The 24,570-nt window shown below is 59.0% G+C and carries 21 protein-coding genes; 15 read left to right on the top strand and 6 right to left on the bottom strand.

What is annotated here, in order from left to right:
* Positions 1–131 precede the first annotated feature (131 nt).
* From VD17_RS05220 to VD17_RS05230, 3 genes are all read left to right on the top strand, one after another.
* Positions 132–1,130 carry an ATP-binding protein gene (locus VD17_RS05220; protein ID WP_046052964.1) on the top strand — a complete coding sequence of 333 codons (999 nt, stop codon included), beginning with the start codon at positions 132–134 and terminating at the stop codon, positions 1,128–1,130.
* Between the two features lie 119 nt (positions 1,131–1,249).
* Positions 1,250–1,789, top strand: coding sequence for a vWA domain-containing protein (locus VD17_RS05225; RefSeq protein WP_046052965.1), 540 nt, complete (start codon positions 1,250–1,252; stop codon positions 1,787–1,789).
* 115 nt (positions 1,790–1,904) lie between these two features.
* A complete protein-coding gene (locus VD17_RS05230) occupies positions 1,905–3,551 on the top strand; it encodes a phospholipase D-like domain-containing protein (RefSeq protein WP_046052966.1) in 1,647 nt (548 codons plus the stop codon).
* Positions 3,552–3,702: 151 nt separating this feature from the next.
* Here the strand turns inward: VD17_RS05230 and VD17_RS05235 are convergent, their stop codons facing one another.
* A complete protein-coding gene (locus tag VD17_RS05235; protein ID WP_046052967.1) occupies positions 3,703–4,929 on the bottom strand; it encodes an NADH:flavin oxidoreductase/NADH oxidase family protein in 1,227 nt (408 codons plus the stop codon).
* Positions 4,930–5,006: 77 nt separating this feature from the next.
* Between VD17_RS05235 and VD17_RS05240 the strand changes: the two genes are divergently transcribed.
* The gene (locus VD17_RS05240) at positions 5,007–5,411 is read left to right on the top strand and encodes a MerR family transcriptional regulator (RefSeq protein WP_046052968.1); all 405 of its coding nucleotides are present in this window, start codon (positions 5,007–5,009) and stop codon (positions 5,409–5,411) included.
* Here VD17_RS05240 and VD17_RS05245 read toward each other — a convergent pair.
* Complete coding sequence (locus VD17_RS05245; RefSeq protein ID WP_046052969.1) at positions 5,401–6,942, bottom strand: MFS transporter; 1,542 nt, start codon at positions 6,940–6,942, stop codon at positions 5,401–5,403. The genes VD17_RS05240 and VD17_RS05245 overlap by 11 nt on opposite strands.
* A gap of 165 nt (positions 6,943–7,107) precedes the next feature.
* On the opposite strand from VD17_RS05245, the gene VD17_RS05250 reads away from it, so the two are divergent.
* Positions 7,108–7,974: a LysR family transcriptional regulator gene (locus VD17_RS05250; protein WP_046052970.1), complete on the top strand. Its 867-nt coding sequence runs from the start codon at positions 7,108–7,110 to the stop codon at positions 7,972–7,974.
* 123 nt (positions 7,975–8,097) lie between these two features.
* On the opposite strand, the gene VD17_RS05255 is transcribed toward VD17_RS05250, so the two are convergent.
* Positions 8,098–8,541 (bottom strand): thioredoxin family protein, encoded by a 444-nt coding sequence (locus VD17_RS05255; RefSeq protein ID WP_046052971.1) that lies wholly within the window; start codon positions 8,539–8,541, stop codon positions 8,098–8,100.
* 84 nt (positions 8,542–8,625) lie between these two features.
* Complete coding sequence (locus VD17_RS05260; protein ID WP_046052972.1) at positions 8,626–9,039, bottom strand: hypothetical protein; 414 nt, start codon at positions 9,037–9,039, stop codon at positions 8,626–8,628.
* Between the two features lie 448 nt (positions 9,040–9,487).
* Between VD17_RS05260 and VD17_RS05265 the strand changes: the two genes are divergently transcribed.
* From VD17_RS05265 to VD17_RS05300, 8 genes are all read left to right on the top strand, one after another.
* Positions 9,488–10,336 carry a transporter substrate-binding domain-containing protein gene (locus VD17_RS05265; RefSeq protein WP_046052973.1) on the top strand — a complete coding sequence of 283 codons (849 nt, stop codon included), beginning with the start codon at positions 9,488–9,490 and terminating at the stop codon, positions 10,334–10,336.
* A 51-nt stretch (positions 10,337–10,387) separates the two neighbouring features.
* Positions 10,388–11,050 (top strand): amino acid ABC transporter permease, encoded by a 663-nt coding sequence (locus VD17_RS05270; RefSeq protein ID WP_008015908.1) that lies wholly within the window; start codon positions 10,388–10,390, stop codon positions 11,048–11,050.
* An 8-nt stretch (positions 11,051–11,058) separates the two neighbouring features.
* Positions 11,059–11,721 (top strand): amino acid ABC transporter permease, encoded by a 663-nt coding sequence (locus VD17_RS05275; protein WP_008033040.1) that lies wholly within the window; start codon positions 11,059–11,061, stop codon positions 11,719–11,721.
* Complete coding sequence (locus VD17_RS05280; protein ID WP_046052974.1) at positions 11,718–12,524, top strand: amino acid ABC transporter ATP-binding protein; 807 nt, start codon at positions 11,718–11,720, stop codon at positions 12,522–12,524. Before VD17_RS05275 ends, VD17_RS05280 begins: the two co-directional genes overlap by 4 nt.
* A gap of 45 nt (positions 12,525–12,569) precedes the next feature.
* Positions 12,570–12,959, top strand: coding sequence for a RidA family protein (locus VD17_RS05285; protein ID WP_046052975.1), 390 nt, complete (start codon positions 12,570–12,572; stop codon positions 12,957–12,959).
* 142 nt (positions 12,960–13,101) lie between these two features.
* Positions 13,102–13,866 carry an IclR family transcriptional regulator gene (locus tag VD17_RS05290; protein WP_046052976.1) on the top strand — a complete coding sequence of 255 codons (765 nt, stop codon included), beginning with the start codon at positions 13,102–13,104 and terminating at the stop codon, positions 13,864–13,866.
* Between the two features lie 39 nt (positions 13,867–13,905).
* Positions 13,906–15,123, top strand: coding sequence for an amino acid deaminase (locus tag VD17_RS05295; RefSeq protein WP_046052977.1), 1,218 nt, complete (start codon positions 13,906–13,908; stop codon positions 15,121–15,123).
* A 141-nt stretch (positions 15,124–15,264) separates the two neighbouring features.
* A complete protein-coding gene (locus VD17_RS05300) occupies positions 15,265–16,197 on the top strand; it encodes a sugar kinase (protein ID WP_046052978.1) in 933 nt (310 codons plus the stop codon).
* Positions 16,198–16,338: 141 nt separating this feature from the next.
* On the opposite strand, the gene VD17_RS05305 is transcribed toward VD17_RS05300, so the two are convergent.
* Positions 16,339–16,614, bottom strand: a complete 276-nt coding sequence (locus VD17_RS05305; RefSeq protein ID WP_007898282.1) for a peptidylprolyl isomerase — start codon at positions 16,612–16,614, stop codon at positions 16,339–16,341.
* Positions 16,615–16,678: 64 nt separating this feature from the next.
* Positions 16,679–19,216, bottom strand: a complete 2,538-nt coding sequence (locus VD17_RS05310; RefSeq protein ID WP_046053093.1) for a PAS domain-containing hybrid sensor histidine kinase/response regulator — start codon at positions 19,214–19,216, stop codon at positions 16,679–16,681.
* 120 nt (positions 19,217–19,336) lie between these two features.
* On the opposite strand from VD17_RS05310, the gene VD17_RS05315 reads away from it, so the two are divergent.
* Together VD17_RS05315 and VD17_RS05320 are read left to right on the top strand one after the other, a co-directional pair.
* Positions 19,337–20,446 carry a PilT/PilU family type 4a pilus ATPase gene (locus VD17_RS05315; protein WP_046052979.1) on the top strand — a complete coding sequence of 370 codons (1,110 nt, stop codon included), beginning with the start codon at positions 19,337–19,339 and terminating at the stop codon, positions 20,444–20,446.
* A gap of 315 nt (positions 20,447–20,761) precedes the next feature.
* A complete protein-coding gene (locus tag VD17_RS05320) occupies positions 20,762–24,568 on the top strand; it encodes a hypothetical protein (protein WP_046052980.1) in 3,807 nt (1,268 codons plus the stop codon).
* The last annotated feature ends 2 nt before the right edge of the window (positions 24,569–24,570 follow it).

Below are 24,570 nucleotides of genomic sequence, written 5' to 3' on the forward strand. Positions count from 1 at the left end.
GGGAGCGAGCCTGCTCGCGATAGCGGTCGACCAGTCAATATTGATGTCGATTGATCCACCGCTATCGCGAGCAGGCTCACTCCCACAAGGTACAAGGTGTGCCTGCTACCGACCATGACCGAGTATTAAAGATGACCGACACCCCGCATTTCCCGCTGTCCGCCGTGGTCGGCGCCGACGATCTCAAACTCGCCCTCTGCCTGACCGCCATCGACCCGAAAATCGGCGGCGTACTCATCGAAGGCCCACGGGGCATGGCCAAATCGACCCTGGCCCGAGGCCTGGCGGACTTACTGGCCAGCGGCCAATTCGTCACCTTGCCGCTCGGTGCCACCGAAGAACGGCTGGTGGGCACCCTCGACCTGGACGCCGCCCTGAGCGAGGGGCGCGCACAGTTTTCCCCTGGTGTACTGGCCAAGGCCGACGGCGGCGTGCTCTACGTTGATGAGGTCAATTTATTGCCCGATCACCTGGTGGACCTGCTGTTGGATGTGGCCGCCAGCGGCACCAACCTGATTGAACGCGACGGCATTTCCCATCGGCATTCGGCGAAGTTCGTGCTGATCGGCACCATGAACCCGGAAGAGGGTGAGCTGCGTCCGCAATTGCTCGACCGCTTTGGCCTGAACGTCGCCCTCGGTGGTCACACAGCACCGACCGAGCGCGGCCAGATCATCCGGCGACGGCTGGATTTCGACAGCGATCCCCACAGCTTCTGCGCCGAATGGGAAAGCCAACAGCAGTCGCTGCGCGAACGTTGCCAGAAAGCACGCAGCACGCTGGCAAGCATCCCGCTCGACGATCATGCGCTGGCGCAGATTACCGAGCGCTGCTTTGCCGCCGGGGTCGATGGTTTGCGGGCCGACCTGGTCTGGTTGCGCGCGGCGCGTGCCCATGCGGCGTGGCGTGGGGCGAGCACCATTACCGAGGAAGATATCGACGCCGTCGCCGAATTTGCCTTGCGCCATCGCCGCCGCGAACCATCGCCACCGGCACCGCAACAAAGCCAGACGCCTTCTACCCAGCATTCCAACCCGAGCGAAGGCCAGGGCCAATGGGGGGAAATGCCTGCTCAGGCGCTTCCGGTCGGCGCACGACGTGAAGTGCCGAGCTGGCCAAAAAAGCCCTAGGCATTCGCCCTCGATCTGACGCGGGGGCGAATGCCAGGCCCCGCGCCGGACGACTGGACAATGGCAAGCAGGGTAAACGTCACGCGGCACGCAGCGGCTCGATCAACTGGCCGGGCACATTGCTGAACGGCCGCCCGCGTCAACGCGACGATGTCTTGTTTCACCTGCGCACCCGTTCGCCCCACGAACTGTGGCTGGTGATCGTTGACGCCTCGGCCTCGACTCGTCGCCATCAGGCGTTGAGCGATGCCAAGGGCTTGCTGGCGCAACTGTTCGACGATGCCTATCGTCAGCGTGCACGTCTGGCGTTGCTCACCGCCAGTGGTCATGTGCCGAAGTGGCAGGTGCAAGGGTTGAAAGCCTCCGCGGGTTTGCGCGACTGGCTTGATGGGCTGGGAGCGGGCGGTGGTACGCCGTTGCTGGCGGCGCTGGGTGAGGCGGGGCGTTGGCTGGCTGCACGACAAAAACGTTTTCCGGCGGAACATCAGCGCTTGTTGCTGGTGACCGATGGCCGATTGAAGGACTGGTCGATGTTGCCGGCGCTTGATTGTCCGGGTCTGCTGATCGACATCGAACGGGGGCCGATTCGGCTTGGACGGTCTAAAATCCTGGCTGCCGAGTTGCAGGCCGAATATCGACATATCGATGATATGGAGTGACCGAAAAGATCGTCCGAACGCGGCCCGAACCTGCGGCAGCTCCTACAATGAATGGCGTACACCCCCGTAGGAGCTGCCGCAGGCTGCGATCTTTTGATCTTCACAGGAGTGAGTCATGCGCGTTCTAGCCGCCAACCATCAGGATGATTTTCGCGTCAAGGCCTACGCCGGCACCAATGGCGTGCTGTTGGCCATGGACCTGGCCGAACCCCGCCGAAAAGGCCTCTTGGGTTTCGCCATCGAAAAACAGCAAGGCACCAAGCCCTGGCTGTTCCTGTTCAACAGCCTGACCTTCCCCGGCAAGGTGCATACCTTTCCCCAGTTTCACGCCACCCCCAGCGATATCGCACCGTTGCAGAAATTTCGCTGGGCCGATTACGCGGTCAATCCGGGGATGACGATCCATTACCGAATCCACCTGGCCTACGGCAGCGTTGATGCGCCGCAACTGGGTGAATTCCTGGAAGTGACGGTCACCTCCGACAATGGTCAGCCGAATCACCAAAGTGTGATCTTCAATCGCGCAGTGGCCGCCAGCCAGGCGTTCCAGCGCAAGTTTCCTGAACTCGACGCGCTGATCAGCGCCAACAAGAACCTGCCCATCGAAGCCTGGCCGGATGCCCCGCGGCAATGGCTGGAAAATGGATTGCTCGGGCGTTTGCTGGGATTTATCGAACGTGCGGTGGATGGCCAGTGGGCGTTGGACATTGCCATCTACGAGTATGAATTGCAGGCCATTGTCGAGGCGGTCAATGCCGCGTTCGAACGTGGGGTCAGCGTTCGAGTCCTGTATCACGCTCAACCGGGCGATGAAGACACCACCATGAACGAGACCAGCCTGGAAAAAATCCCGGCAGAGAACAAGCGCGGGCGGGTCACCCACAATATTTTCCACAACAAATTCATGGTGCTGAGCCGGCTCGACGCGGCGGGGCAGCGTCAGCCGGAAGCGGTGCTTTGCGGCAGCACCAATTTCACGCCCAACGGCGTTTACCGCCAGGCCAACGTGGTGCATGTGCTGGACGACACACGCGTCAGCGCCAGCTATCTGCACACCTTTGAGCAGGTCTGGGCAAACCCGGCGGATGTTGGCGCCACCCGAAACTGGCTCACCCAAAACAACCCGATGGATCCGCTGCAACCAACGTTCGCCGGGTTCTCACCACGCTCGGGCGGAGAGGATCTGGATGAGTTTGTCGAAATCATCAACGCCGCGAAAAAGGACGTGCTGTTCGTCACCGCGTTCGCCTTGCCCGACGACATCCTGAACGGTTTGCTCGGCCAGCCCCACGACGACATTTTGCGTTACGGCCTGCAAAACACCGCCAGCCGTATCACCGGTTTTCACGCCGACCGTACCGCCGAATTCGCCGCCACCGCGCTGCTCAACACCGGGCTGGAGGGGTGGCTGCGAGAGAACATGAAAGGCCAGAAGGGCAACCTGCTGGTGCACACCAAAGCCGTGGTGACGGATTTCACCAGCGATGCGCCGACGATCATCAGCGGCAGCCATAACCTCAGTGCCGCGGCCAGCAATGGCAATGACGAGAACTACCTGATCATTCGCGGTGATACCGATCTGGCAGACCGTTATGGTCTGGAACTGCTGCGGTTCTACGAGCATTACCGCTTTCGCTACTTCGCCAGGAAACTCGCGCTCAAGCAGGTCCAGCCGTTGGCGGCGGATGACAGCTGGACCGATGATTACTATCGCGCAGGGGATTTGCGTCAGCTTTCCAGATTGCGTTTTTCCGGACGGTAAGCCCCCTCGCGGGGAAGATGAAGCCCTTGTGGGAGCGAGCTTGCTCGCGATGGCGCCCGGCCAGTCAATATTGATGTCGCCTGACACACCGCTATCGTCGGAACGCCGCCCGGAGCAAGCTCGCTCCCACATTGGATCTTCGACAACTGGACTACTTCATTCCCATCGCCTGCCGGTACTGGCGAGTGCGTCGGGCGATGTACACGCGGTCGAGAATCAACGCCCATAACGCCGAAACGTCAGGACGGGTCTTGCGCCCACGGCTCAGGCGATTGAGCTGGAACTTCACGACGGCCATGCTCGCCAGTGCTGCCAGCGGTTTGCGTTTCCAGCGAATCGGCGGCAGCTGCGGGTGACTGTTCTGGCCTTCACGCCAGCGTTTGACCAGTTGAGGTTCGAGCGCCAGCGCCGTGCCGATTCCGGCCATGGCGATGCCGCTGTCGAGCACCTGTTCGACGATCGCCAGGCGTCGAATCCCGCCTGTGACCATCACCGGCATGTTCGCCACACTGGCCAATTCCCCGGCCATCTCCAGAAAATACGCTTCACGCGCCAGGGTCCGACCATCCCGGGCCTCGCCTTGCATGGCCGGGGCTTCGTAGCTGCCGCCGGAGAGTTCCAGCAGATCGATCGGTTGATCGTTGAGCCACTGGATGACTTGCCGGGCATCGTCGGCATCGAAACCGCCACGCTGGAAATCCGCCGAGTTGAGCTTCACCGCCACGCAAAATTGCGGCGACACGACCTTGCGCATGGCGCTGACCACGGCCAACAACAAGCGCGCGCGATTTTCCAGGGAACCGCCCCAGCGGTCGGTTCGGCGGTTGGTCAACGGCGAGAGGAACTGGCTGATCAGATACCCGTGCGCGGCATGAATCTGCACCCCGGTGAAACCGGCCTTTTCAGCCAGGGCAGCGCTGGTGGCGAAGCGCTGGATGACCTCTTCGATGTCGCGCTCGCTCATGGGTTTGGGTTCGGCAAACATCTTCGAGAATCCACCCAGGTCCAGCGCCACCGCCGAAGGTGCCAACGCTTGCTGGCCGAGGTTGGCCATGGTCTGACGGCCAGGATGATTGAGCTGCATCCAGAACTGCGCGCCACCGGCCCGACCAATGGTTGCCCACTGGCGAAAGCGTTCAAGGTGCCGCTCATCTTCCAGCACCACACCACCGGGGCCGGTCATGGCGCGGCGGTCGATCATCACGTTGCCAGTCAGCAACAGTCCGGTTTCGCCTTCGGCCCACGCCTGATACAGCCGGAACAAGGCCTCTGCAGGTGCCTGCGCGGTATCGGCGAGGTTCTCTTCCATCGCGGCTTTGGCGATGCGGTTGCCGATGGTCTGGCCGTTGGGCAAATTCAATACTTGGAAGGGCGACATGCTTGACTCCTCATCAGTGATGAGTAGAGGCTAAGCTTAAAGTTAACTTTAATGTCAAGCAGGCAAATGAGGCCGTGATGAAGATTGGTGAATTGGCGCAGTTAAGCGGGTTGAACGCGTCGCGCATTCGGTTTTACGAGGCTCAGGGTTTGATTCGGCAGGTGGAACGCCGGGCCAACGGTTACCGGCATTACCCCGACCAAGCGTTGCAAACCCTGAAGATCATCCTTTGCGCCCAGCAGGCCGGGTTCAGCCTGGAAGAATTGAAGCAGTTGTTGCCGGACAGCGCGACCGGTGAGTTCAAGCAAGACGAATTGCTGGCGGGTCTTACGCGCAAAGTCGAACAGATCGAAGAGATGCAGCTGCATCTGGCGCAGAGCAAGGCGCAGCTGTTGGAGGTGATCGACAACATTCAGTCGCGACCCGAAGGCATGGGCTGCGAAGCGAATGCCCAGCGGGTATTGGCGAGGTTCAAGCCTTAACGCCGAGGGCTGCAGTCGAGGGGGCAGGGATCGGATTGCGCATCAGCGTGCCCACCACCAGCGCACCCAGCAATGCCAGCAAACCTGCAACCCAAAGCAGCAGGCTGAAACCACCGACGAAGGCTTGCCGGGCCAACGGCTCGACCACGGTGCGCGCGGTTTCCGGCAACAGGCCCATCGCCGCCGTCATGTCGCCGGCCACCACCCGTGAAGCAATGCCCTGGGTTTGGCCGAGCCATTGCGTGCCATGCTCCGACAGACTGGTGCGCAACAACAGCTCGGTATGACTGGACAGCAACGCACCGAACACACCGATGGCCAGCACGATGGCGCTGAAGCGCATGGTGGTGCTCATGCCTGAAGCCATGCCAGTGCGCTCCCGTGGCACGCAGGCCATGATGTTCTTTTGCGTGTCGCCGTTGAGCAGCCCGGCACCGGCGCCCGTCACGGCAATCGCTAGGGCGAAGGGCAGGTAACCGCCGCTGCTGACCGCCCAGGCACTGAGCAGATTGCCGCTGCCGACCAGGGTCAAACCAGCGGCCATCAATGTGGCAGGGGCAAACCGACTCGCCAGACGTACGCCGATGCGCGGGCAAATCAGCATGGTCAGGGCAAACGGCAACATCCCCAGCCCTGAAGCGATGGCCGAGAAACCCAGGCCATTTTGTAGGTAGAAGGGCAGCAGGGTCATCATCACCTGGGCGCAACCGGCGTAGGCAAACATGCCCAATAGCGCACCGATGAAACGCGGATGCTTGAACAGTTGCAGGTCGACCATCGGCCGCCGCTGCATCCGTTCAATCAGCACGAACAGTCCTAGCAACAGAGCGCCACCGATCAGCCGGGCGTAGGTCAGCGGGTTGCTCCAGCCGATCCGGTTCGCCTCGATCAGGCCCCAGATCAGACACAGCAAACTCGCACTGAAGGCCAGGCTACCCCAGGGATCGAGGCGTGCGGACTGCGTGTCGCGGGACTCCGGCACGGCGCGCCAGACCATCACCATCAGGAACATTCCGACGGGCAGGTTAAGGTAGAAAATCCAGCGCCAGCCCATGTATTCGGTGATCAGCCCGCCGACCGTCGGCGCGGCGGTCATCGCCACCCCCATGCACGCGCCCCAGAACGCCCAGGCCTTGGCCCGTTCCACTTCATCGTGAAAGGTGTGGCCGATGGAGGCGAGGGCCGAGGTCAGCAGCAAGGCTGCGCCGACACCCTTGATCGCCCGGGCGATGTCGAGGAACAGCGCATTGGGCGCGGCACCGCAACCGATGGACGCAAGGATGAAAATGGCCAACCCGCAGAGCAGGGTTTTCTGCCGGCCGAAGCGGTCGGCAATGCTGCCAGCCGGCAACAAAAGAGCGGCGAAGGCCAGCATATAAGCGCTGACGACCCATTCGATGTCGGCAAAGTTAGCGCCCAGGTCGCGGGCGATCGCAGGCAGGGTGACGGCGACAATGTTGGTGTCGAGGACAATCAGCGAACAGACGCCGGAGGCCGTCAGCAGTGTCAGACGAGGACTGACCCGGCTCATGGTGTGATTGCCTTTTGGGCAAGGTCGTTGGTCATGAGGACGATACGGGGTTTGACGTACATGAGGTGGGCTCTCTACTGTGATTGCCAGGCGAGCTTATCGCGACCGGTTGCAGGCTTCGTTAGCCCGACAACGGGATTTCATTACCTTTTGGCTAATACACCCATGGACATACGGCATTTCCGCTATTTTCTGGCCGTTGCCCGGCAAGGCAACTTCACCCGCGCCGCCGAACAACTCGGTATCGCACCGCCGACCTTGACTCGACAGATCCAGGACATGGAGAACGAACTCGGCACGCGATTGTTCGTGCGCCAGACACGTGAAGTCAGCCTGACCGAGGCCGGCGCCGCGCTGCTGATCGAAGCCGAGGCGACGGTGCGGCAATTCGAATACGCTCAGTACAACGCCCAGCGTGCCGGGCGCGGGGATATTGGCCATATCGAGCTGGGTTACGTGGCTTCGGCGGTGTATTCGGGCTTGCTGCAGAAACAGGTGCAAGCCTTCAGCCGTGAGTGTCCTGACGTCAGCCTCAACGTACGGGAAAGTCCCATGGCGTCATTGCCGATGATGGTGGTCGAGGGGCGTTTCGATATTGGCTATGTCCGCTCACCCATGACTTTGCCAGAGGGCCTGGAAGCCATTCGCCTGGACGCAGAAGGTTTTGTGCTGGCGGTGTCGGCCGAGTCCTGGCTGTGCCGATTGCCAGAGATTGGTCCGGAACATTTGCAGAACGAGACGTTCATCCTGCCGGAGCAAATCAGCGGCACCTTGCAAGTCGCCGCCGAGGGCGGATTTGCACCGAAACTGGGGGCGCAACCGGGTGGGCTGGTGGCGGTCATTGCGTTGGTGTCGTTGGGGCAGGGCGTGGCGGTGGTGCCAGAATCGGTGGTTGGGCATGTCGGCTTGCCCGGTGTGTTGTACCGGGCAATCAAAGGGTGCGAGGCGAGTTCGTGGTTGTCGTTGATTTATCGTCGGTTCGAGAAGTCTGCGGCGGTCGCCAGGTATATCGAGCAGGTCAAGAATCGCTAAGCGCAAAAGCTTCGCGAGCAGGCTCGCTCCCACAGATGACCGTGTCTGTTTGGGTACCTCGGTCAATTGTGGGAGCGAGCCTGCTCGCGAAAGCGATTGTTCAAACACTAGAGATGACACGGATTAGCAGCACGCCCGCCGATTCAACTCCCGGGTTGCGCGAGGCACAGTGCGCAACCTTCGCAGGGTCTGACGCAGCCACGCCAGATCGTGAACCGGTTTACGCTTCGTCGTTGCCGGCTTCACCTTGCCGATGTGCCTGGCGAAGTCTTCTTGCAGGGTTTGCTCAGTGCCGATTCCCTTGAGCTTCTTCAGCAACTTCCCATCCTTGTAAAACAGTACGGTGGGTGTGCCGGTGACGTCCGGGTGACGGGGTGATTCGCTGGTGTCCAGCATGTAGATCTGCGCGTGATGCCGATACGGCTCGGCAATCTGGCGAAACACCGGTCCCGCCATTTCGCAGGCGGGACAGTGCTCACTGCCGAAGTACAGGATCACTGGGCGCCAGGTTTTCAGGGCCTTTTGGTAGACCGGGTCCAGTGCTGTATGAGTGGTTATCGAGCTCATTGAAATCTCCGTCTTCAATAGGGGCGCGTGTTGTAGCGGTGAAGGGGCTGGTAGCCAGATGGCTGGCTACCGGTTGGTCAGACTTCAACGTTGCTCGAGTCGCACATCATCGAAATACGATCCAAAAGTGTCGAACGGACCATCGTTTGCTTCCAGCTTGATCGACACTTTGTGGGTGCCTGCAGGTGCAGTGAAGTCTACGAAGTGCGCGCTCCAGGGGGTGCCGCCGCTGATATCGAGGCGTCGCACCTCCCATGATGGGTACAGCAAAACTTGTGCTGTGCAGGCGGAGCCTCGCTCTGATTTCATTTTCACGGAAAACCGGAATTCGCCCTCGCTGGCGATCGTAACGTCCTGAGTGATCAGGCCTGGTGCCTGCAAGACACAACAACCGTCTTCATAGCGGACTTTCTCCGATGGATTCGCTGTCCAGTGCTGGCCTTCCTGTGTGAATTCACCATTGAGCAGCAAATTGGCGGTTGAGGATGGTTGAGACATGTGAAAACTCCTGTAAGTGGTTTGCAAAAACCGCAAGCCCAGCCAATCGCGTGTGAGGGAAGGTTTGAGCGGTTGCACGGATTGAGCGCTCATAACCTGTGGCCCACAACTGTCAAATCTGACAGGTCAACCTTGAAAATCGATGAACGGTCATGAACTGATAGCCTGGCGTATCGGTGCGAACGGGCAGGCTTGCGCCGTGTTTTTATCGTGCGCCACGCACCGTTTGTGGCCTTGCTACTCATGGGGTGTAGCCCGCGGTAGCAGCTTCGCCGCGGTCGATGGTGCGCAGTATTCAGCTCAGATTTATCTATCCTCTTGAATTAATAGCCTTTTCGGATCCACGAAGATTTTCCGTCAATCCTGTGGCACACTTTCTGCTGTCTATTCCGTTGTTACATACCAATATCCGGTATAGCGGAATAAACATCACCCTGGAGTGCTTGCCATGCATCGCCGACCTTCCTTGTTTAAAGCGTGTGTTTTTGTTCTCGCGGCTTCGGCTGCTGTCATGGGCGTGGCCCAGGCGGCGGACAGCAAGCTCGATAGCGTGCTGGCCCGCGGGAAACTGATTGTGGGCACGGGCAGTACCAATGCGCCGTGGCACTTCCAGGGAGCGGACGGCAAGTTGCAGGGTTTTGATATCGATATCGCGCGAATGGTGGCCAAAGGGTTGTTCAACGATCCGAGCAAGGTCGAGTTCGTGGTGCAGTCGTCCGATGCGCGGATTCCCAACCTGCTGACCGACAAGGTCGACATGAGTTGTCAGTTCATTACCGTCACCGCCAGCCGAGCGCAGCAAGTGGCGTTCACGCTGCCGTACTACCGCGAAGGTGTCGGTCTGCTGTTGCCGGCCAACAGCAAGTACAAGGAAATCGAAGACCTCAAAGCTGCCGGCGATGGCGTGACCGTGGCGGTGTTGCAGAACGTGTACGCCGAAGAGCTGGTGCATTCGGCGTTGCCCAAAGCCAAGGTCGATCAGTACGACAGCGTGGACCTGATGTATCAGGCCGTGAACTCCGGTCGTGCCGACGCCGCGGCCACCGATCAGTCGTCGGTGAAATACCTGATGGTGCAGAACCCAGGTCGCTATCGCAGCCCGACCTACGCCTGGAGTCCGCAAACCTACGCCTGCGCCGTCAAACGTGGCGATCAGGATTGGCTGAACTTCGTCAACACCGTTTTGCATGAAGGCATGACCGGCGTGGAGTTCCCGACCTACGCGGCGTCGTTCAAGCAGTGGTTCGGTGTCGATCTGCCGTCGCCAGCCATCGGTTTTCCCGTCGAATTCAAATGATCCCGTGAGAGCGGGGCGGTTCCGATCGCCCCGTTCAAGGTACTGCTGACCATGAACTATCAGTTGAATTTTGCCGCCGTGTGGCGCGATTTCGACACCTTGCTGGCGGGGCTCGGTCTGGGCCTTGAGCTGGCGTTGGTGTCGATCGCCATCGGTTGCGTGATCGGCCTGATGATGGCGTTTGCTTTGCTGTCAAAGCACCGCGCGTTACGGGTGCTGGCGTCGGTGTATGTGACGGTGATCCGTAACACGCCGATTCTGGTGTTGATTCTGTTGATCTACTTCGCCTTGCCGAGCCTTGGGATCCGTCTGGACAAGATTCCGTCGTTCATCATCACCCTGTCGCTGTATGCCGGGGCCTATCTGACCGAAGTGTTTCGCGGGGGGCTGTTGAGCATTCCCAAGGGGCAACGTGAGGCCGGGTTGGCAATCGGTCTGGGCGAGTGGCAGGTCAAGGCGTACGTCACCGTGCCGGTGATGCTGCGCAATGTGCTACCGGCGCTGTCGAACAATTTCATCTCGCTGTTCAAGGACACCTCGCTGGCCGCGGCGATTGCCGTGCCGGAGCTGACCTATTACGCGCGCAAGATCAATGTCGAGAGCTACCGGGTGATTGAAACCTGGCTGGTGACCACAGCGCTCTATGTGGCGGCCTGTTACCTCATTGCCATGATGCTGCGTTACCTCGAGCAGCGTCTGGCGATTCGCCGATAGGAGGCCACATGTACGAATCACCCAGTTGGTTGCATGAGTTATGGGTTGCCCGGGAAGTGCTGTGGCAAGGATTTTTGACCAGTGTGCAGGTCTCGGCCCTGGCGATTCTGTTGGGCACGATGGTCGGCATCGTCGCCGGTCTGGTGCTGACGTACGGCAAGTTCTGGATGCGCGCGCCGTTTCGGTTTTACGTCGACATCATTCGCGGCACGCCGGTGTTTGTCCTGGTGCTCGCCTGCTTCTATATGGCGCCCGCGCTGGGCTGGCAGATCAGTGCCTTTCAGGCCGGTGCGTTGGGGCTGACGCTGTTTTGCGGCTCCCACGTCGCCGAGATTGTGCGCGGCGCGTTGCAAGCACTGCCCAGCGGCCAGATGGAAGCGAGCAAGGCCATTGGCCTGACGTTTTATCAAGCGCTCGGTTACGTGTTGTTGCCTCAGGCGTTGCGGCAGATCTTGCCGACCTGGGTCAACTCGTCCACGGAGATCGTCAAGGCCTCCACGCTGCTGTCGGTGATCGGTGTGGCTGAATTGTTGCTCAGCACCCAGCAGATCATCGCCCGGACGTTCATGACCCTGGAGTTTTACCTGTTCGCCGGATTTCTGTTTTTCGTCATCAACTACGCCATCGAATTACTCGGCCGGCACATTGAAAAGCGGGTGGCCTTGCCATGACTCAATCTTCGCTCTCTAACGCAAAAGATGCTCAAAACGGTCAGCCCCTGCTGGACATTCGCGGGTTGCACAAAAAGTACGGCCAGCTCGAAGTACTCAAGGGTGTCGACCTGACCCTGCAGCGCGGCAACGTCGTGACACTGATCGGTTCCAGCGGTTCGGGCAAGACCACGTTGCTGAGATGCGTGAACATGCTTGAAGAGTTCCAGGGCGGGCAGATCATGCTCGATGGCGAGTCTATCGGTTATGACGAGGTCAACGGCAAGCGCGTGCGGCATCCGGAAAAAGTCATCGCCCGGCATCGGGCCATGACTGGCATGGCGTTCCAGCAGTTCAACCTGTTTCCGCACCTCACGGCGTTGCAGAACGTCACCCTCGGTTTGCTCAAGGTCAAAAAGCTGCACAAGGATGAAGCGGTGGCGCTGGCGGAAAAATGGCTGGAGCGGGTCGGCTTGCTGGAACGCCGCGATCACTTCCCCGGTCAGTTGTCCGGTGGTCAGCAGCAGCGCGTGGCGATTGCCCGGGCGATTGCGATGAACCCGAGCCTGATGCTGTTCGACGAAGTGACCTCGGCCCTCGATCCGGAACTGGTGGGCGAAGTGCTGAGCGTGATCAAAGGCCTGGCCGAAGACGGCATGACCATGCTGCTGGTGACCCACGAAATGCGCTTCGCTTTTGAGGTCTCGGACAAGATTGTTTTCATGAATCAGGGGCGGATCGAAGAGCAGGGGCCACCCAAGGAACTGTTCGAACGCCCGCAATCACCGCGTCTGGCGGAATTTCTCAAAAACACGCGGTTCTGATTTTTTCAAAAGAAGTCTTTAACGTTTCAATCAGGAGAAACACTCATGAGCATTACTCGTTACGGCACTGGCAGCACTGCCGCTGGCGGTCAGCCTCGCCCTTTCGCCCGCGCCGTTGAAGCCGATGGCTGGCTGCACGTTTCCGGGCAGGTGCCGGCGATGGATGGCGAAATCATTACCGGTGGCATCGTCGAGCAGACCCACCAGACCATGAAGAACCTGATCGCGATTCTCGAAGAGGCCGGTTATGGCCTGGAAGATGTGGTGCGTGCGGGTGTGTGGCTGGAGGACCCAAGGGATTTCACCAGTTTCAACAAGGTGTTCTCTGAGTACTTCAAACCCGAGCACGCCCCGGCCCGGGCCTGTGTGCAGGCGAACATGATGGTCGATTGCAAGGTCGAGATCGACTGCATCGCGTACAAGAAAAAGGCCTGAACCGTGGTGACTTCATCGCGAGCAAGCTCGCTCCCACAGGGTACGCATTTCAATGTGGGAGCGAGCTTGCTCGCGATGGCGGCCTAACGGTCGCCGCTGCACTCTAGGTAAACTCCCGGCGACTTTGAATGGGAACACTGACATGACCGAAGACACCATCAAGCGCCGGGCTCGCGGTCTGGACCGGGCGTTCGATATCCTCGATTTCCTCAAGGAAGTTGGCAAGCCCCTGCGCCCGAACGAAATCGCCAGCGGCATCGGCAGCCCGAAATCCACGGTCTACGAATTGGTTGCCTCCCTGCTGGAGCGACGGATTCTGGAGGCCGTGGGCAAGGACGGTCACGTCTACCTCGGCCGTCAGCTGTACTTCCTCGGGCAAGCGCATTTACGCCATTTCGACCTGACCCGCGAGGCCGATCATGCCTTGCAGGAGATCGCCAGCCAGACCCGCGAAACCGCGCAGATGTGCCTGCTCAACGGACGAAAATACACCGTGGCCTTGATGAAAGAGGGCGAGCGGCATTTCCGCATTTCCTCGGACATCGGCGAGAACGCGCCGATTCCCTGGACCGCTTCCGGGCGCCTGCTGCTGGCGCACTTGAGCGACCAGGAAATCGTCGACCTGATTGATCACGACGACTTCATCCTGCCCAACGGTGAACGCCTGCCGCTTGAACAGTTTCTCGGTGAAATCCGTCAGGCCGCTATCGATGGCTTCTTCTCTTTCGATAGCGTTGCGGACACCTTTACTCATTGCTTCGCCGCCCCGGTGAAAGACCCGAACGGCGTGGCCATTGCGACCCTGTGCATCGTCGCCCCACGGGCCGATGCCAAGAACAATTACAACGACTACCGCCGGGTGCTGATCGACAGTGCCAACAGCCTGGCCCGTCGCATCAACGAATAACAGCGGCTGCCTGCGGCCGCGAATGTGAGGAGTTCGACCATGTTTTCTGCCAAAAATACTGCCACCGTGGAAAAGGGCTTTGCCCACACAGGTGCCAATCTGGTGCGCGACGTCAGCCTGCCTGCGCTGGTGCTGCACCGCGAAGCGCTGGAACACAACATTCGCTGGATGCAGACCTTTGTCAGCAACAGCGGTGCCGAACTCGCTCCCCACGGCAAAACCAGCATGACCCCGGCACTGTTTCGCCGCCAACTGGATGCCGGTGCCTGGGGCATCACCCTGGCCAGCGCCACGCAAACCCGCGCGGCTTACGCCCATGGCGTGCATCGGGTGCTGATGGCCAACCAATTGGTCGGTACGCCGAACATGGCGTTGATCGCCGATCTGCTGGCCGATCCGGCCTTCGATTTCCATTGCATGGTCGATCACCCGGATAACGTCGCTGACCTCGGAGCGTATTTCGCCTCCCGTGGCGTGCGCTTGAACGTGATGATCGAGTACGGCGTGGTCGGCGGTCGTTGCGGTTGCCGCACGGAAGACGAAGTGGTCGCGCTGGCCAAAGCCATTGCTGCACAACCGGCCCTGGCGCTGACCGGGATCGAAGGTTACGAAGGGGTGATTCACGGCGATCACGCGGTGAGCGGCATCCGTGCGTTCGCTGATTCTTTGGTGCGCCTGGCCGTGCAATTGCAGGACAGCGGCGCGTTCGCCATTCCCAAGCCGATCATCACTGCGTCCGGTTCGGCCTGGTATGACCTGATCGCTGAATCCTTCGAAGCGCAGAACGCCGGCGGGCGTTTCCTCAGCGTGCTGCGCCCCGGCAGCTACGTCGCTCACGACCATGGCATCTACAAAGAAGCGCAATGCTGCGTGCTCGACCGCCGCAGCGACCTGCACGAAGGCCTGCGCCCGGCGCTGGAAGTCTGGGCTCACGTGCAGTCGTTGCCGGAACCGGGTTTTGCGGTGATCGCCCTGGGTAAACGCGACGTGGCCTACGACGCCGGGTTGCCGGTGCCGCTGTTGCGTTACAAGGCGGGCGTGGTGCCGGCGACGGGCGATGATGTCAGTGCCTGCAAGGTGACGGCAGTGATGGACCAGCATGCGTTCATGACCGTGGCGCCGGGGGTTGAGTTACGGGTGGGGGACATTATTTCCTTTGGTACTTCGCACCCGTGCCTGACGTTCGACAAGTGGCGTATCGGGTGTCTGGTGGATGAGCAGCTGAATGTCATCGAGACCATGGAAACCTGTTTCTAAGGCCCAGACCGAGGCGCGGCCTTCGCGAGCAGGCTCGCTCCCACATGGGATCTTCAGTGTTCACACAATCCCTGTGGGAGCGAGCTTGCTCGCGATGAGGCCCTGCCAGACAACACAGAAACACCTGAGACTACAAAAACAATGAATACCATCAGCACCCTCGGCCCCAACACCCCGCGCATCGCCCTGATCGGCGAATGCATGATCGAGTTGCAGCAACGCGCCGACGGCAGCCTGCAACAGAGTTTCGGTGGCGATACCTTGAACACGGCGGTCTACCTGTCCCGGGAGTTGGGCGAGGGCGGCTCGGTGGATTACGTCACCGCCCTGGGCGACGACAGTTTCAGCGATGCCATGTGCCAGAGCTGGGCCGACGAAAACATCGGGCTCGGTAGGGTCCAGCGCTTGCCCGGCCGCTTGCCCGGCTTGTATTGCATCCAGACTGACGCCGCCGGCGAGCGGCGTTTTCTCTACTGGCGCAACGAGGCGGCAGTCCGCGATTGTTTCACCACCCCGGCCGCCGCGCCGATCCTGGCGGCACTGCCGGATTACGATGTGCTGTATTTCAGTGGCATCACCTTGGCGGTACTGGGCGTGCAAGGTCGGGAGAAGTTACTGGAAACCCTGATCGAAGCCCGGCAGCGGGATGCGCGGATCGTCTTCGACAACAATTACCGGCCACGTTTGTGGGCGTCGATCGAAGACGCACGGGCGGCCTATCGCAGCGTTCTGCCCTATGTCGACCTCGCGTTGCTGACCGTCGATGACGAACAGGCACTGTTTGATTTTTCCGATTGCGAGGCGGTGTTTGCCGCTTACGAACAGATCGGCACGCCTGAAGTGGTACTCAAGCGTGGCGCCGAGGCGTGTCTGATTCGTTGTGATGGAGAGTCGTTTGAAGTGCCGGCGCAGGTGGTCGAGCGGGTGGTGGACACCACGGCGGCGGGGGATTCATTTAGCGCGGCGTATTTGGCCAGTCGCCTGAAAGGAGGCAGCCCGGTTGAGGCTGCTGAAGCGGGGCATCGGTTGGCGAGTCGGGTGATTCAGGTGCCGGGGGCACTCATTCCGAGATAAGCGGTGAATGGCCGCCTGCTGCGCAATCGGATCGCGAGCAAGCTCGCTCCCACAGGTTTTTTGGTGTGGTTGCAATCTGTGGCAACTCACAAATCCCTGTGGGAGCGAGCTTGCTCGCGATGGGGCCCTAAGGCGAACCCATCAATCCCGGTAAAACACCTGCACCAGGTGATAACCAAACTTGCTCTTGATCGGACCATGCACCACGCGAAGCGGTTTTTTGAAGATCACGGCATCGATCACCCCGACCATCTGCCCGGGCCGCACTTCACCCAGATCGCCGCCACGCTTGCCGGACGGGCAGGTGGAGTACTTCTTGGCCAGCACATCGAAAGCCTCGCCCTTGGCGATGCGTTGTTTGAGCTGTTCGGCTTCTTCCGAGGTTTTCACCAGAATATGGCGGGCTTGAGCTTTCATGGGCAGTACCTTGCAACGGTGGTGGCTATGTTGGTGCCAGCGGGGGGCGCGATTATGCCTTAACTCAGTCCGGTTGACCGATCATCGCGCGAATCTTGTTGGCCAACAGGTCAATGGAAAAGGGCTTGGCCACCATGTCCATGCCTTCTTCCAGGAAGCCCTGGCGTTCGGCGGCTTTTTCCGCGTAACCGGTCATGAACAGCACTTTGAGTTCGGGGCGGTGCTGGCGCGCAATCTCCGCCAATTGCCGACCGTTCATCCCTGGCAGCCCGACATCGGTGACCAGCAAATCGACTCGCAGGTCGGACTCCAGCAGGGGCAGGGCGGTCTTCGCGTCTTCGGCTTCATGGGCGTGATAACCCAGCTCGTTGAGCAGGTCGAGCACCAGCATGCGCACCGCCGGGTCGTCCTCCACCAACACCACGGTTTCACCGGCAATCGCGGCCGGCGCTTCGCTGGTGACCGGCATCAGGACGTTTTCGGGCTCTGCGGCGTGCAGCCGTGGCAGGTACAGGCGAACGCTAGTGCCCTGGCCCGGCAAGCTGAACAGGCTGACATGCCCGCCCGACTGCTGGGCAAAACCATAGATCATCGACAGCCCAAGACCGGTGCCCTGGCCAATGGGTTTGGTGGTGAAGAACGGGTCGAAAGCCTTGGCCAGCACCGACGGTGTCATACCGGTGCCGTTGTCGCTGACGGCAATCATCAGATAATCCCCGGCCTTGACCGGTTCCAGGGTGTTGATGTCACTGCTGTCGAGGTAAACGTTGGCGGTTTCGATCCGCAACTCGCCGCCATCGGGCATGGCGTCCCGGGCGTTGATCACCAGATTGAGCAGGGCATTTTCCAGCTGGCTGACGTCGGTGCTGACCGGCCAGACGTCATCGGCCAGTTGCAGTTTGAGCTCGATGTGGTCGCCTTTGGTCCGGCTGAGCAGATCTTCCAGGGAATGGATCAGGTCATTGGCGTTCAGCGGCTTGCGGTCCAGTGACTGACGGCGGGAAAACGCCAGCAGGCGATGGGTCAGGGCGGCGGCGCGGTTGGCCGAGGACACTGCCGCCTCGGTGAAACGGCCCACTTCGTCGGCGCGCCCGTCGGCGATGTAGCGCTGCATCAAGTCGAGGCTGCCGATGATCCCGGTGAGCATATTGTTGAAGTCATGGGCGATGCCGCCGGTGAGCTGACCGAGCGCTTCCATTTTCTGCGCATGCCGCAACGCCTCTTCGGCGCGCTCGCGTTCGAACATCTCGTTCTGCAGTCGCTGGTTGGCCTCAGCCAATTGTTGGGTGCGGGCGGCGACTCGTTCCTCAAGGGTTTCGTTGAGGTTGCGCAGGGCTTCTTCGGTCTGTTTGCGCTCGGTTTCGTCGATCACAAAGATATAGAAACCATTGACCGCACCATCCGCGCCGTGGCGCGGCAAGTAGTTCATCAGGGCATGGCGGATGCTGCCGTCACGGTGCGGGGTGCTGATGCTGAAACAACAAGGCTTGCCGGACAGCGCCTGGGCGATGTATTCGGCGCGCAAGGCATAGGCTTCTTCACCCAGTACTTCACGGATGGTTTTGCCAAAGAGCTCCTGAGGCGTGAGCCCGTACCAGTCGAGGTAGGCCGCATTGTTCAGGCGAAAGCGTTCCTCGCTGTCCACGTAGCTGATCAGGATCGGCATGGCGTTGATGATCAGTTGCAGCTCCGTCTGACTTTGCCGCAAGGCTTGTTCTGTGTGTTTACGTTCGGTCAGGTCCAGGGCGGCGCCGAGGAAGCGGATCGGCCGGCCATGGTGGTCCTTGTAGCAACGACCCCGGGCAAACACCCAGCGCAACTGGCCGTCGGCCTGCAACAGGCGATATTCCTCGGCGTACTCGGTGCCGTGGGTGATGGTGTGCTTGATGCTGCGAGCGACCATGGCGCGATCTTCCGGGTGCACGCCCTGAAGGTAAGCGCTGATGGGCAATTGATTGGCGAGCAGCGGGTTGACACCGTGTAACTGGGCGAAGTGGGTGTCGGCAATGAAGCGGTCTTCGTTTATGTCCCAGTCCCAGGTGCCGACGGCGTCGGTGGCCGCGAGGGCCAGTTGCAGGCGCTCCTCGGTTTCGTGCTGGGCCTTGAGGCTGGCAGCCGAACGCTGTTCGAGCTCGAGGGCGATGCGTCGGCGTTCGTTGGTTTCGATGGCGGTGACCAGAATCCCGGCGACCTGGGCGCTTTCATCGCGGATGGGGCTGTAGGTCAGGTCCAGCCAGAAGTCGGAATCATGGCCATCACGCTGCAAGGTGAAGCGCTGTTCGCTGTAGGTCCGCACCTGCCCTTGTAGGACGGCGCTGTAAATGGGGTCGGTAAAGTCTTTTAACTCTGGCCAGATCAGGTGTGTCGGCTGTCCGAATGCGTGTGGATGCTTGCTGCCGGCCAGCAGGGCGAAGCCGTCGTTGTAGATCTGCGTGAGCTGCGGCCCCCACAGCAACAGCATGGGCATCGGCGAATGAATCACGATATCCACGGCGGTTCGTAGGCTTTGCGGCCAGGTACTGGCAGCGCCCAGCGGGCTGCGTGTCCAGTCCAGTCGGGCAATCAAGGCCTGGGCATCGCTGCCGGTCGGTGATGCGTTCATCAAGATGTCCTGCATTTAAGTCGGTGTAGCGGCGTCAACTATCCTTGTACCGCAGTAGACGCTGCATGACCCTTTTTGGGTCATTTTTATTCATTGAATGCTTCGCGGGTGCTTTTTGCCATGGAAATCGATGCACTGTTAAGGCTCCTGGCCAGCCAGAATGGCTCCGATCTTTATCTGTCTACCGGTGCGCCACCCAGCGCACGGTTCGAGGGTATGCTCAAACCCTTGGCCGATCAGCCGTTCAAACCGGGCGAAGTCGCGGCCATTGCCGCGTCCATCATGGACGCCGAACAGCGACTGGAGTTCGATCGGGAGCTGGAGATGAACCTGGCGATCTCTTTGACCGGTGTCGGGCGCTTTCGGGTCAATATCTTCAAACAACGCAACGATGTGTCGATTGTGGCGCGCAACATCAAACTCGACATTCCGCGTTTCGAAGACCTCAAACTGCCGCCGGTGCTGCTCGAAACGGTGATGCTCAAACAGGGACTGATGCTGTTCGTCGGCGCTACCGACTCGGGCAAGTCAACCTCGCTGGCGGCATTGATCGACTACCGCAATCGCCACAGCAGTGGCCACATCATCACCATTGAAGATCCGGTCGAGTACATCCATCGGCACAAGAAGTCGATCATCAACCAGCGCGAGGTCGGCGTCGATACCCGCAGTTTCCACGCCGCATTGAAAAATACCCTGCGCCAGGCCCCGGACGTCGTGCTGATCGGCGAAATTCGTGACCGCGAGACGATGGAACATGCGCTGGCGTTTGCCGATACCGGTCATCTGGTGATTTCCACCCTGCATGCCCACAACGCCCATCAGGCGCTGGACCGGATCATCAATTTCTTCCCTGAAGAGCGCCGAACGCAGCTGCTTCACGACCTGGGCAACAACCTCAAGGCGTTCGTGTCCCAGCGGTTGGTGCACACCCGGGACGGTCAGCGACGGGCGGCGGTGGAAGTGATGATCGGCACGCCGACCATCGGCGACCTGATCCGGCGCAATGAGTTTTCAGAACTGAAAGGGATCATGGAGAAGTCTTCAGAGGCGGGGATGCAGACCTTCGATGGGGCGCTGTTCGAGCTGTTTGCCGAGGGTGCGATCGATGAGGCAGAGGCGTTGAAACATGCGGACTCGGTGAATAATTTGCGCTTGCGGCTGAAGTTGCACGCCGAAGCATCGCCAGGCCCCCATGCGCCGCCGGGTGAATGGGGGTTGATGGACTGACCCCATAGGTGCTGCCTTCGGCAGCGCCTATAACAAGTCAGTTGTCGCAGGTGTTGTCGGCGAGAAGAATTAAAGCATGCTGATTGTTGACGAATAACCTGAAGTTACATCTGTAGCTTCAGGGGGTGCCACTTCTGTAAGTTACTTGATTTTCGGAGCGCGGGGCTTGATGGGCCGATTTTTGGCTGGCTAGTTGTACTACGGTTGGTCTGTCGGAAATGTTACTTAATAGATTGGTTCTGGATTGTTCGGTCTGAGTAAGTAAGATCGGCCCGGACTGAATAAGTCAGTCAGCTAATTTATTAAGGTTGGGCTATGCATTTTGAATTAAGGGATAAGTTCTATAAGCCTCTGGGTAATTTCGGCAGAGAGGAGTCGTTGTGCCAAGACGCGGATGCCGCTGAGCGCAAATTGATTTTAGACCAACTGAAAGCTTGTCTGGCAGATGACAGTGGCGACCAACCAATAGACTGGTTTGACTACGAGATGGCGTTAAAGAAGGGCTCATCTTTGTATGAGGTCTATGTGCCGGGAAGCGTTCTATTGAACGAATTGCTCAGTACGGTTGCAATAAGAAGCGCACTAACCCAGGAAAATATGAGTGACGCCGAACTTATTCGTGTTACCCATTCTGGCAAGCTGGAAGTGTATGACGGCCATGGTTGGAGAGATCTCGTCGCGCTGGGATATTTTGCCCACCGCAAGGCTGTCCGAGCTTCAATGGAGATCTTGGCGGACATTGCCAAAGAGGCCGGGGGTTGCCTGTGGGCAGACAACATTGTGATTGTCGATCAGTGGCTTGAATTTTATGGCTTCCATGTGCCAAAGACCGTTGCGCAGCTCAGAAACCTGATCGGCTACTTCGAGTTTGACTGTCCTGAAGTCGATCTTTTTGGCAATTATTGGGGGCAGATCATCACCGATGATCAATCGTTGATCGTATTGTCTGCCGAGCAACTTAACGATATTCGTCAGGCCACTGCAAAACTTATAGCTCCGGACAAAAAACTGCTGGACACACTGTACCGCGAAGCGGGTGGCACTGTTGCAACGCACGATAACGCCGCCGAATGTATCGTTCGGTTGGCCAAGTATCCGGCGGCCCAAGCCTGCGCCATGAAACTCCTGAAGGAACTGGACTGGTTCGGTGCAACATCCGGGCAAGACGCCTCTGCACAGGATCTTGGGCAACTATTGATAACGGCTATTTTGCTGGAGCTGTATCCGCACATTGGTAACGCTCAAGCCAGAAAGAATATCGGCGGGTTCGATTTGTATGCACCGACGCATGTCGAACGATCTTCGTCGGTCGTGCGCAAGGAGCTGGAAACCTTTCTACACACCCAAGGCTGGGTGAATCCTGTCGTGGCGCCATTGGCATCGCACCTGCTGCTGGCGGAAATCGCGCCAGAATTTCTGGTCAAGGGTGTCCCGTCGTCGCTGATGATGGGTTCGGTTGGCTGGGTGTCCTTCTGCGTTGGAGTTGCCTTGGTGGAAGCGGTCACCAAGGGAGCTTCGCGGGTTTTGACGTATACGCAGATTATGGCGTATGCCGAACTGGAGCCAGTCAGTGATCCGCTGGCACGTCTGCGGGATTTGGCAATGCTCGATCCAATCGTTGACTGGGCCCTGATGAATGACGTGGTGACGACAACGGAACTTAAGCACGCGGAAAAGGAAACGACCGAGCGGGCAATCACAGTGTTCGAGGGGTATGTGGACCGCACGCACCTTGCCCGCGCCTATACCAGCGCCATTCCAAGCAGAATAGACATCGCACGGGCGTCGATCAGGGGCGTCGAGCCAACGTGTGCCCTGGAAGATAAAACGCTCTATCAGCGAAAGGGGCTATATGCCTCACCTACCGCCATGTCTATGGTCGACCTGCATATGTCCGGTGACCTGGTGGGTGGCGAGTGGGATCTGCTTGGGGTTTTCCCCGACGAACACGCTTACGGTGCGCCCGATTTACTTTCAAGTATCACTAATCAAAAACACAAAGGTTACTATGATCCATCCATCGTCAGCATTCACACAAGCTATCCGAGGCTGCAGCGGTTGGAGCCTAATGATCATAAGTATCACCGCCAACTGCGGGGTTACCTCGGCAGTTTGAACAATGCGGTGGTCAGAAATGTGAAGATGGCCCTTTCACACATGCCTCCCTCCGATCTGGAAACCTTTCTGAAAGGTAAGATCACCTTCTTTACCCTTCGCGGCCCGGCGATAGAGACCTCTTCCAACCGTTTAGGGGGGCCGTTTACACTTGAAGCAGACTACGAAACCCAACAAGGCAAAGATACTGTCACGGGGCGTTTTGGTATTGTCATGTGCGCTTTTCATGGAAACACTGTTACGTGCTATGAACTGTTTACCTTGCGTGGTGAACTACGTAGAAACAACACGCTTGGTGCCCTGATCGCCAACACCGGAAAATTGCAGGGCGACGCCAGAGTGGATTTTAAAGGTGATCTGAAAGCGCAACAAATACCGACGAATCCAGAACGATTGCCGATTATCCTTAGTGAATACACTGATGGTCTTGTAGAGGCCAGTTCAGCCAGCAGCAGCGTGGCGATAATTGACAAGTTGGGTGAACTTGCCGCGCCGGCTACGCCATCGGAGCGCAAGCAGAGCGTTTATCAGAATTTTGATAATCCGCAGCTTGTTAGAATTGCCAAGTTCATCGTCAATCATCGTCCGATGATGACGTTTGACGAACTTGAAGCAGTAGCCACTGTGCCAACAGTGCTTGAAACCCAGCGCAAAAAAGGCGAAGAAACGGCGACGTATATCGTCGATCTGGTCGTTCCCTTTAAAAAGTGCATCGAGGATCTATCTTCCGGGGAGCACAATAAGGTGGTCGATGGGGTGTATGGCTGCGTTATGGATGTCATCGCAGTGGGTGGGGCGTTTGTGGGGGCTGGCGCCAAAGCACTGAGCATCTCGGCGAAGGCTATCTCCACGGCTTCCAAAGCCGTCCGCCTGACCAAGCTCGCGTTCGTCACATCTGTTTCACTCTTCAACCCCGTGGATGGCGTGCCTACGGCATTGTTCGGCGCGGGGAAACTTGTCCATAAGGGGGCGCTACGCTTTAACAGGCAAGCTCAAGAGATGCTCGGACTGGCGCAGTCCCAGTTGCACAAACTCAATGGCCGGCATAAAACCTACGACCTGGTTCGCGCAGCCAATAGCGCCGATACCACCGGACAGGGTACCTGGCGACCCCGTGGTGCAACCGGTAACGCGCTAACGGTGGTGGCCGGGCGTAAGGCCCATCAATGGTATGCCCTTGATCGACTGGGCAAACCCTGGGGGCCAAAACTGATCAACTTCACCTTTCAGGCACCTATCCAGTTGCCGCGATTCAGTAAGATATTGCCCGTCAGCTATACCCGACGGTTCATTGAGCAAAGCTTGCCGCTGGCGCGTACAAAAATCGACAACGCGATCAGCGTCATGACCCGTCTTGACTTGACGAAGCAACGCAACGCAATCATCAAGGTCATGCTGGGAAGCAACTCGAGCGATGCATTCGAACGGTTGTTGAACTATCTGAGATTGGTCAGGGCAGACTTTGCAGGTCTTTCCATCAGTAATATTTTTCTCGATCCGCTCAAGAGCACTAACAATATTGCTGCTTTCAACATGGACGATTACAAGCAATGGAAAGATGCAAAAGACCAATCCGACAAGAAATTCATCGAAATCTATACGCCCAATATCAACAAGCACTTCATCGGTCTGGGCTTCAACCATGACGTCGTGGCAGACGACTTGATTCATGAGGTGTTCCACGGTGCTGCACAGACTGAAGATGTCAGCTATGCCCGCGATGCGGGACGCAACGGCGAAAAAGGGCAATTGCTGGATGTGGCTGCGCTGCTGAACCTGGCGTCGGGACGTCTGCCCGTTACGGATGAGGGCCGTGCCTGTCACGCCAGTTCCAAAGCCTTTGAAAATGCTGACTCACTGGCTGTGACCACCTCGCTGCTGAGCCAGCTGTATACGGACAAGGATAGTTATGAACTCAATATGTCCACCCTGCGGGGCGCGCTTGAAGCAAACCCCGGTAGCGCGATTGACGAGCCGGTTCTGATCACTCTAAACACACCCGCATGATC

This window comes from Pseudomonas fluorescens (assembly GCF_000968015.1).
Lineage (GTDB): Bacteria > Pseudomonadota > Gammaproteobacteria > Pseudomonadales > Pseudomonadaceae > Aquipseudomonas > Aquipseudomonas fluorescens_W.

Bases quoted from the DNA above. Each gene is read 5' to 3' on its own strand.
- VD17_RS05310 (WP_046053093.1), bottom strand. From the start codon at position 19,216: ATGAACGCATCACCGACCGGCAGCGATGCCCAGGCCTTGATTGCCCGA.
- VD17_RS05250 (WP_046052970.1), top strand. From the start codon at position 7,108: ATGGACATACGGCATTTCCGCTATTTTCTGGCCGTTGCCCGGCAAGGC.
- VD17_RS05275 (WP_008033040.1), top strand. From the start codon at position 11,059: ATGTACGAATCACCCAGTTGGTTGCATGAGTTATGGGTTGCCCGGGAA.
- VD17_RS05260 (WP_046052972.1), bottom strand. From the start codon at position 9,039: ATGTCTCAACCATCCTCAACCGCCAATTTGCTGCTCAATGGTGAATTC.
- VD17_RS05305 (WP_007898282.1), bottom strand. From the start codon at position 16,614: ATGAAAGCTCAAGCCCGCCATATTCTGGTGAAAACCTCGGAAGAAGCC.
- VD17_RS05320 (WP_046052980.1), top strand. From the start codon at position 20,762: ATGCATTTTGAATTAAGGGATAAGTTCTATAAGCCTCTGGGTAATTTC.
- VD17_RS05235 (WP_046052967.1), bottom strand. From the start codon at position 4,929: ATGTCGCCCTTCCAAGTATTGAATTTGCCCAACGGCCAGACCATCGGC.
- VD17_RS05280 (WP_046052974.1), top strand. From the start codon at position 11,718: ATGACTCAATCTTCGCTCTCTAACGCAAAAGATGCTCAAAACGGTCAG.
- VD17_RS05245 (WP_046052969.1), bottom strand. From the start codon at position 6,942: ATGAGCCGGGTCAGTCCTCGTCTGACACTGCTGACGGCCTCCGGCGTC.
- VD17_RS05285 (WP_046052975.1), top strand. From the start codon at position 12,570: ATGAGCATTACTCGTTACGGCACTGGCAGCACTGCCGCTGGCGGTCAG.
- VD17_RS05295 (WP_046052977.1), top strand. From the start codon at position 13,906: ATGTTTTCTGCCAAAAATACTGCCACCGTGGAAAAGGGCTTTGCCCAC.
- VD17_RS05255 (WP_046052971.1), bottom strand. From the start codon at position 8,541: ATGAGCTCGATAACCACTCATACAGCACTGGACCCGGTCTACCAAAAG.
- VD17_RS05220 (WP_046052964.1), top strand. From the start codon at position 132: ATGACCGACACCCCGCATTTCCCGCTGTCCGCCGTGGTCGGCGCCGAC.
- VD17_RS05240 (WP_046052968.1), top strand. From the start codon at position 5,007: ATGAAGATTGGTGAATTGGCGCAGTTAAGCGGGTTGAACGCGTCGCGC.
- VD17_RS05230 (WP_046052966.1), top strand. From the start codon at position 1,905: ATGCGCGTTCTAGCCGCCAACCATCAGGATGATTTTCGCGTCAAGGCC.
- VD17_RS05300 (WP_046052978.1), top strand. From the start codon at position 15,265: ATGAATACCATCAGCACCCTCGGCCCCAACACCCCGCGCATCGCCCTG.
- VD17_RS05265 (WP_046052973.1), top strand. From the start codon at position 9,488: ATGCATCGCCGACCTTCCTTGTTTAAAGCGTGTGTTTTTGTTCTCGCG.
- VD17_RS05270 (WP_008015908.1), top strand. From the start codon at position 10,388: ATGAACTATCAGTTGAATTTTGCCGCCGTGTGGCGCGATTTCGACACC.
- VD17_RS05290 (WP_046052976.1), top strand. From the start codon at position 13,102: ATGACCGAAGACACCATCAAGCGCCGGGCTCGCGGTCTGGACCGGGCG.
- VD17_RS05315 (WP_046052979.1), top strand. From the start codon at position 19,337: ATGGAAATCGATGCACTGTTAAGGCTCCTGGCCAGCCAGAATGGCTCC.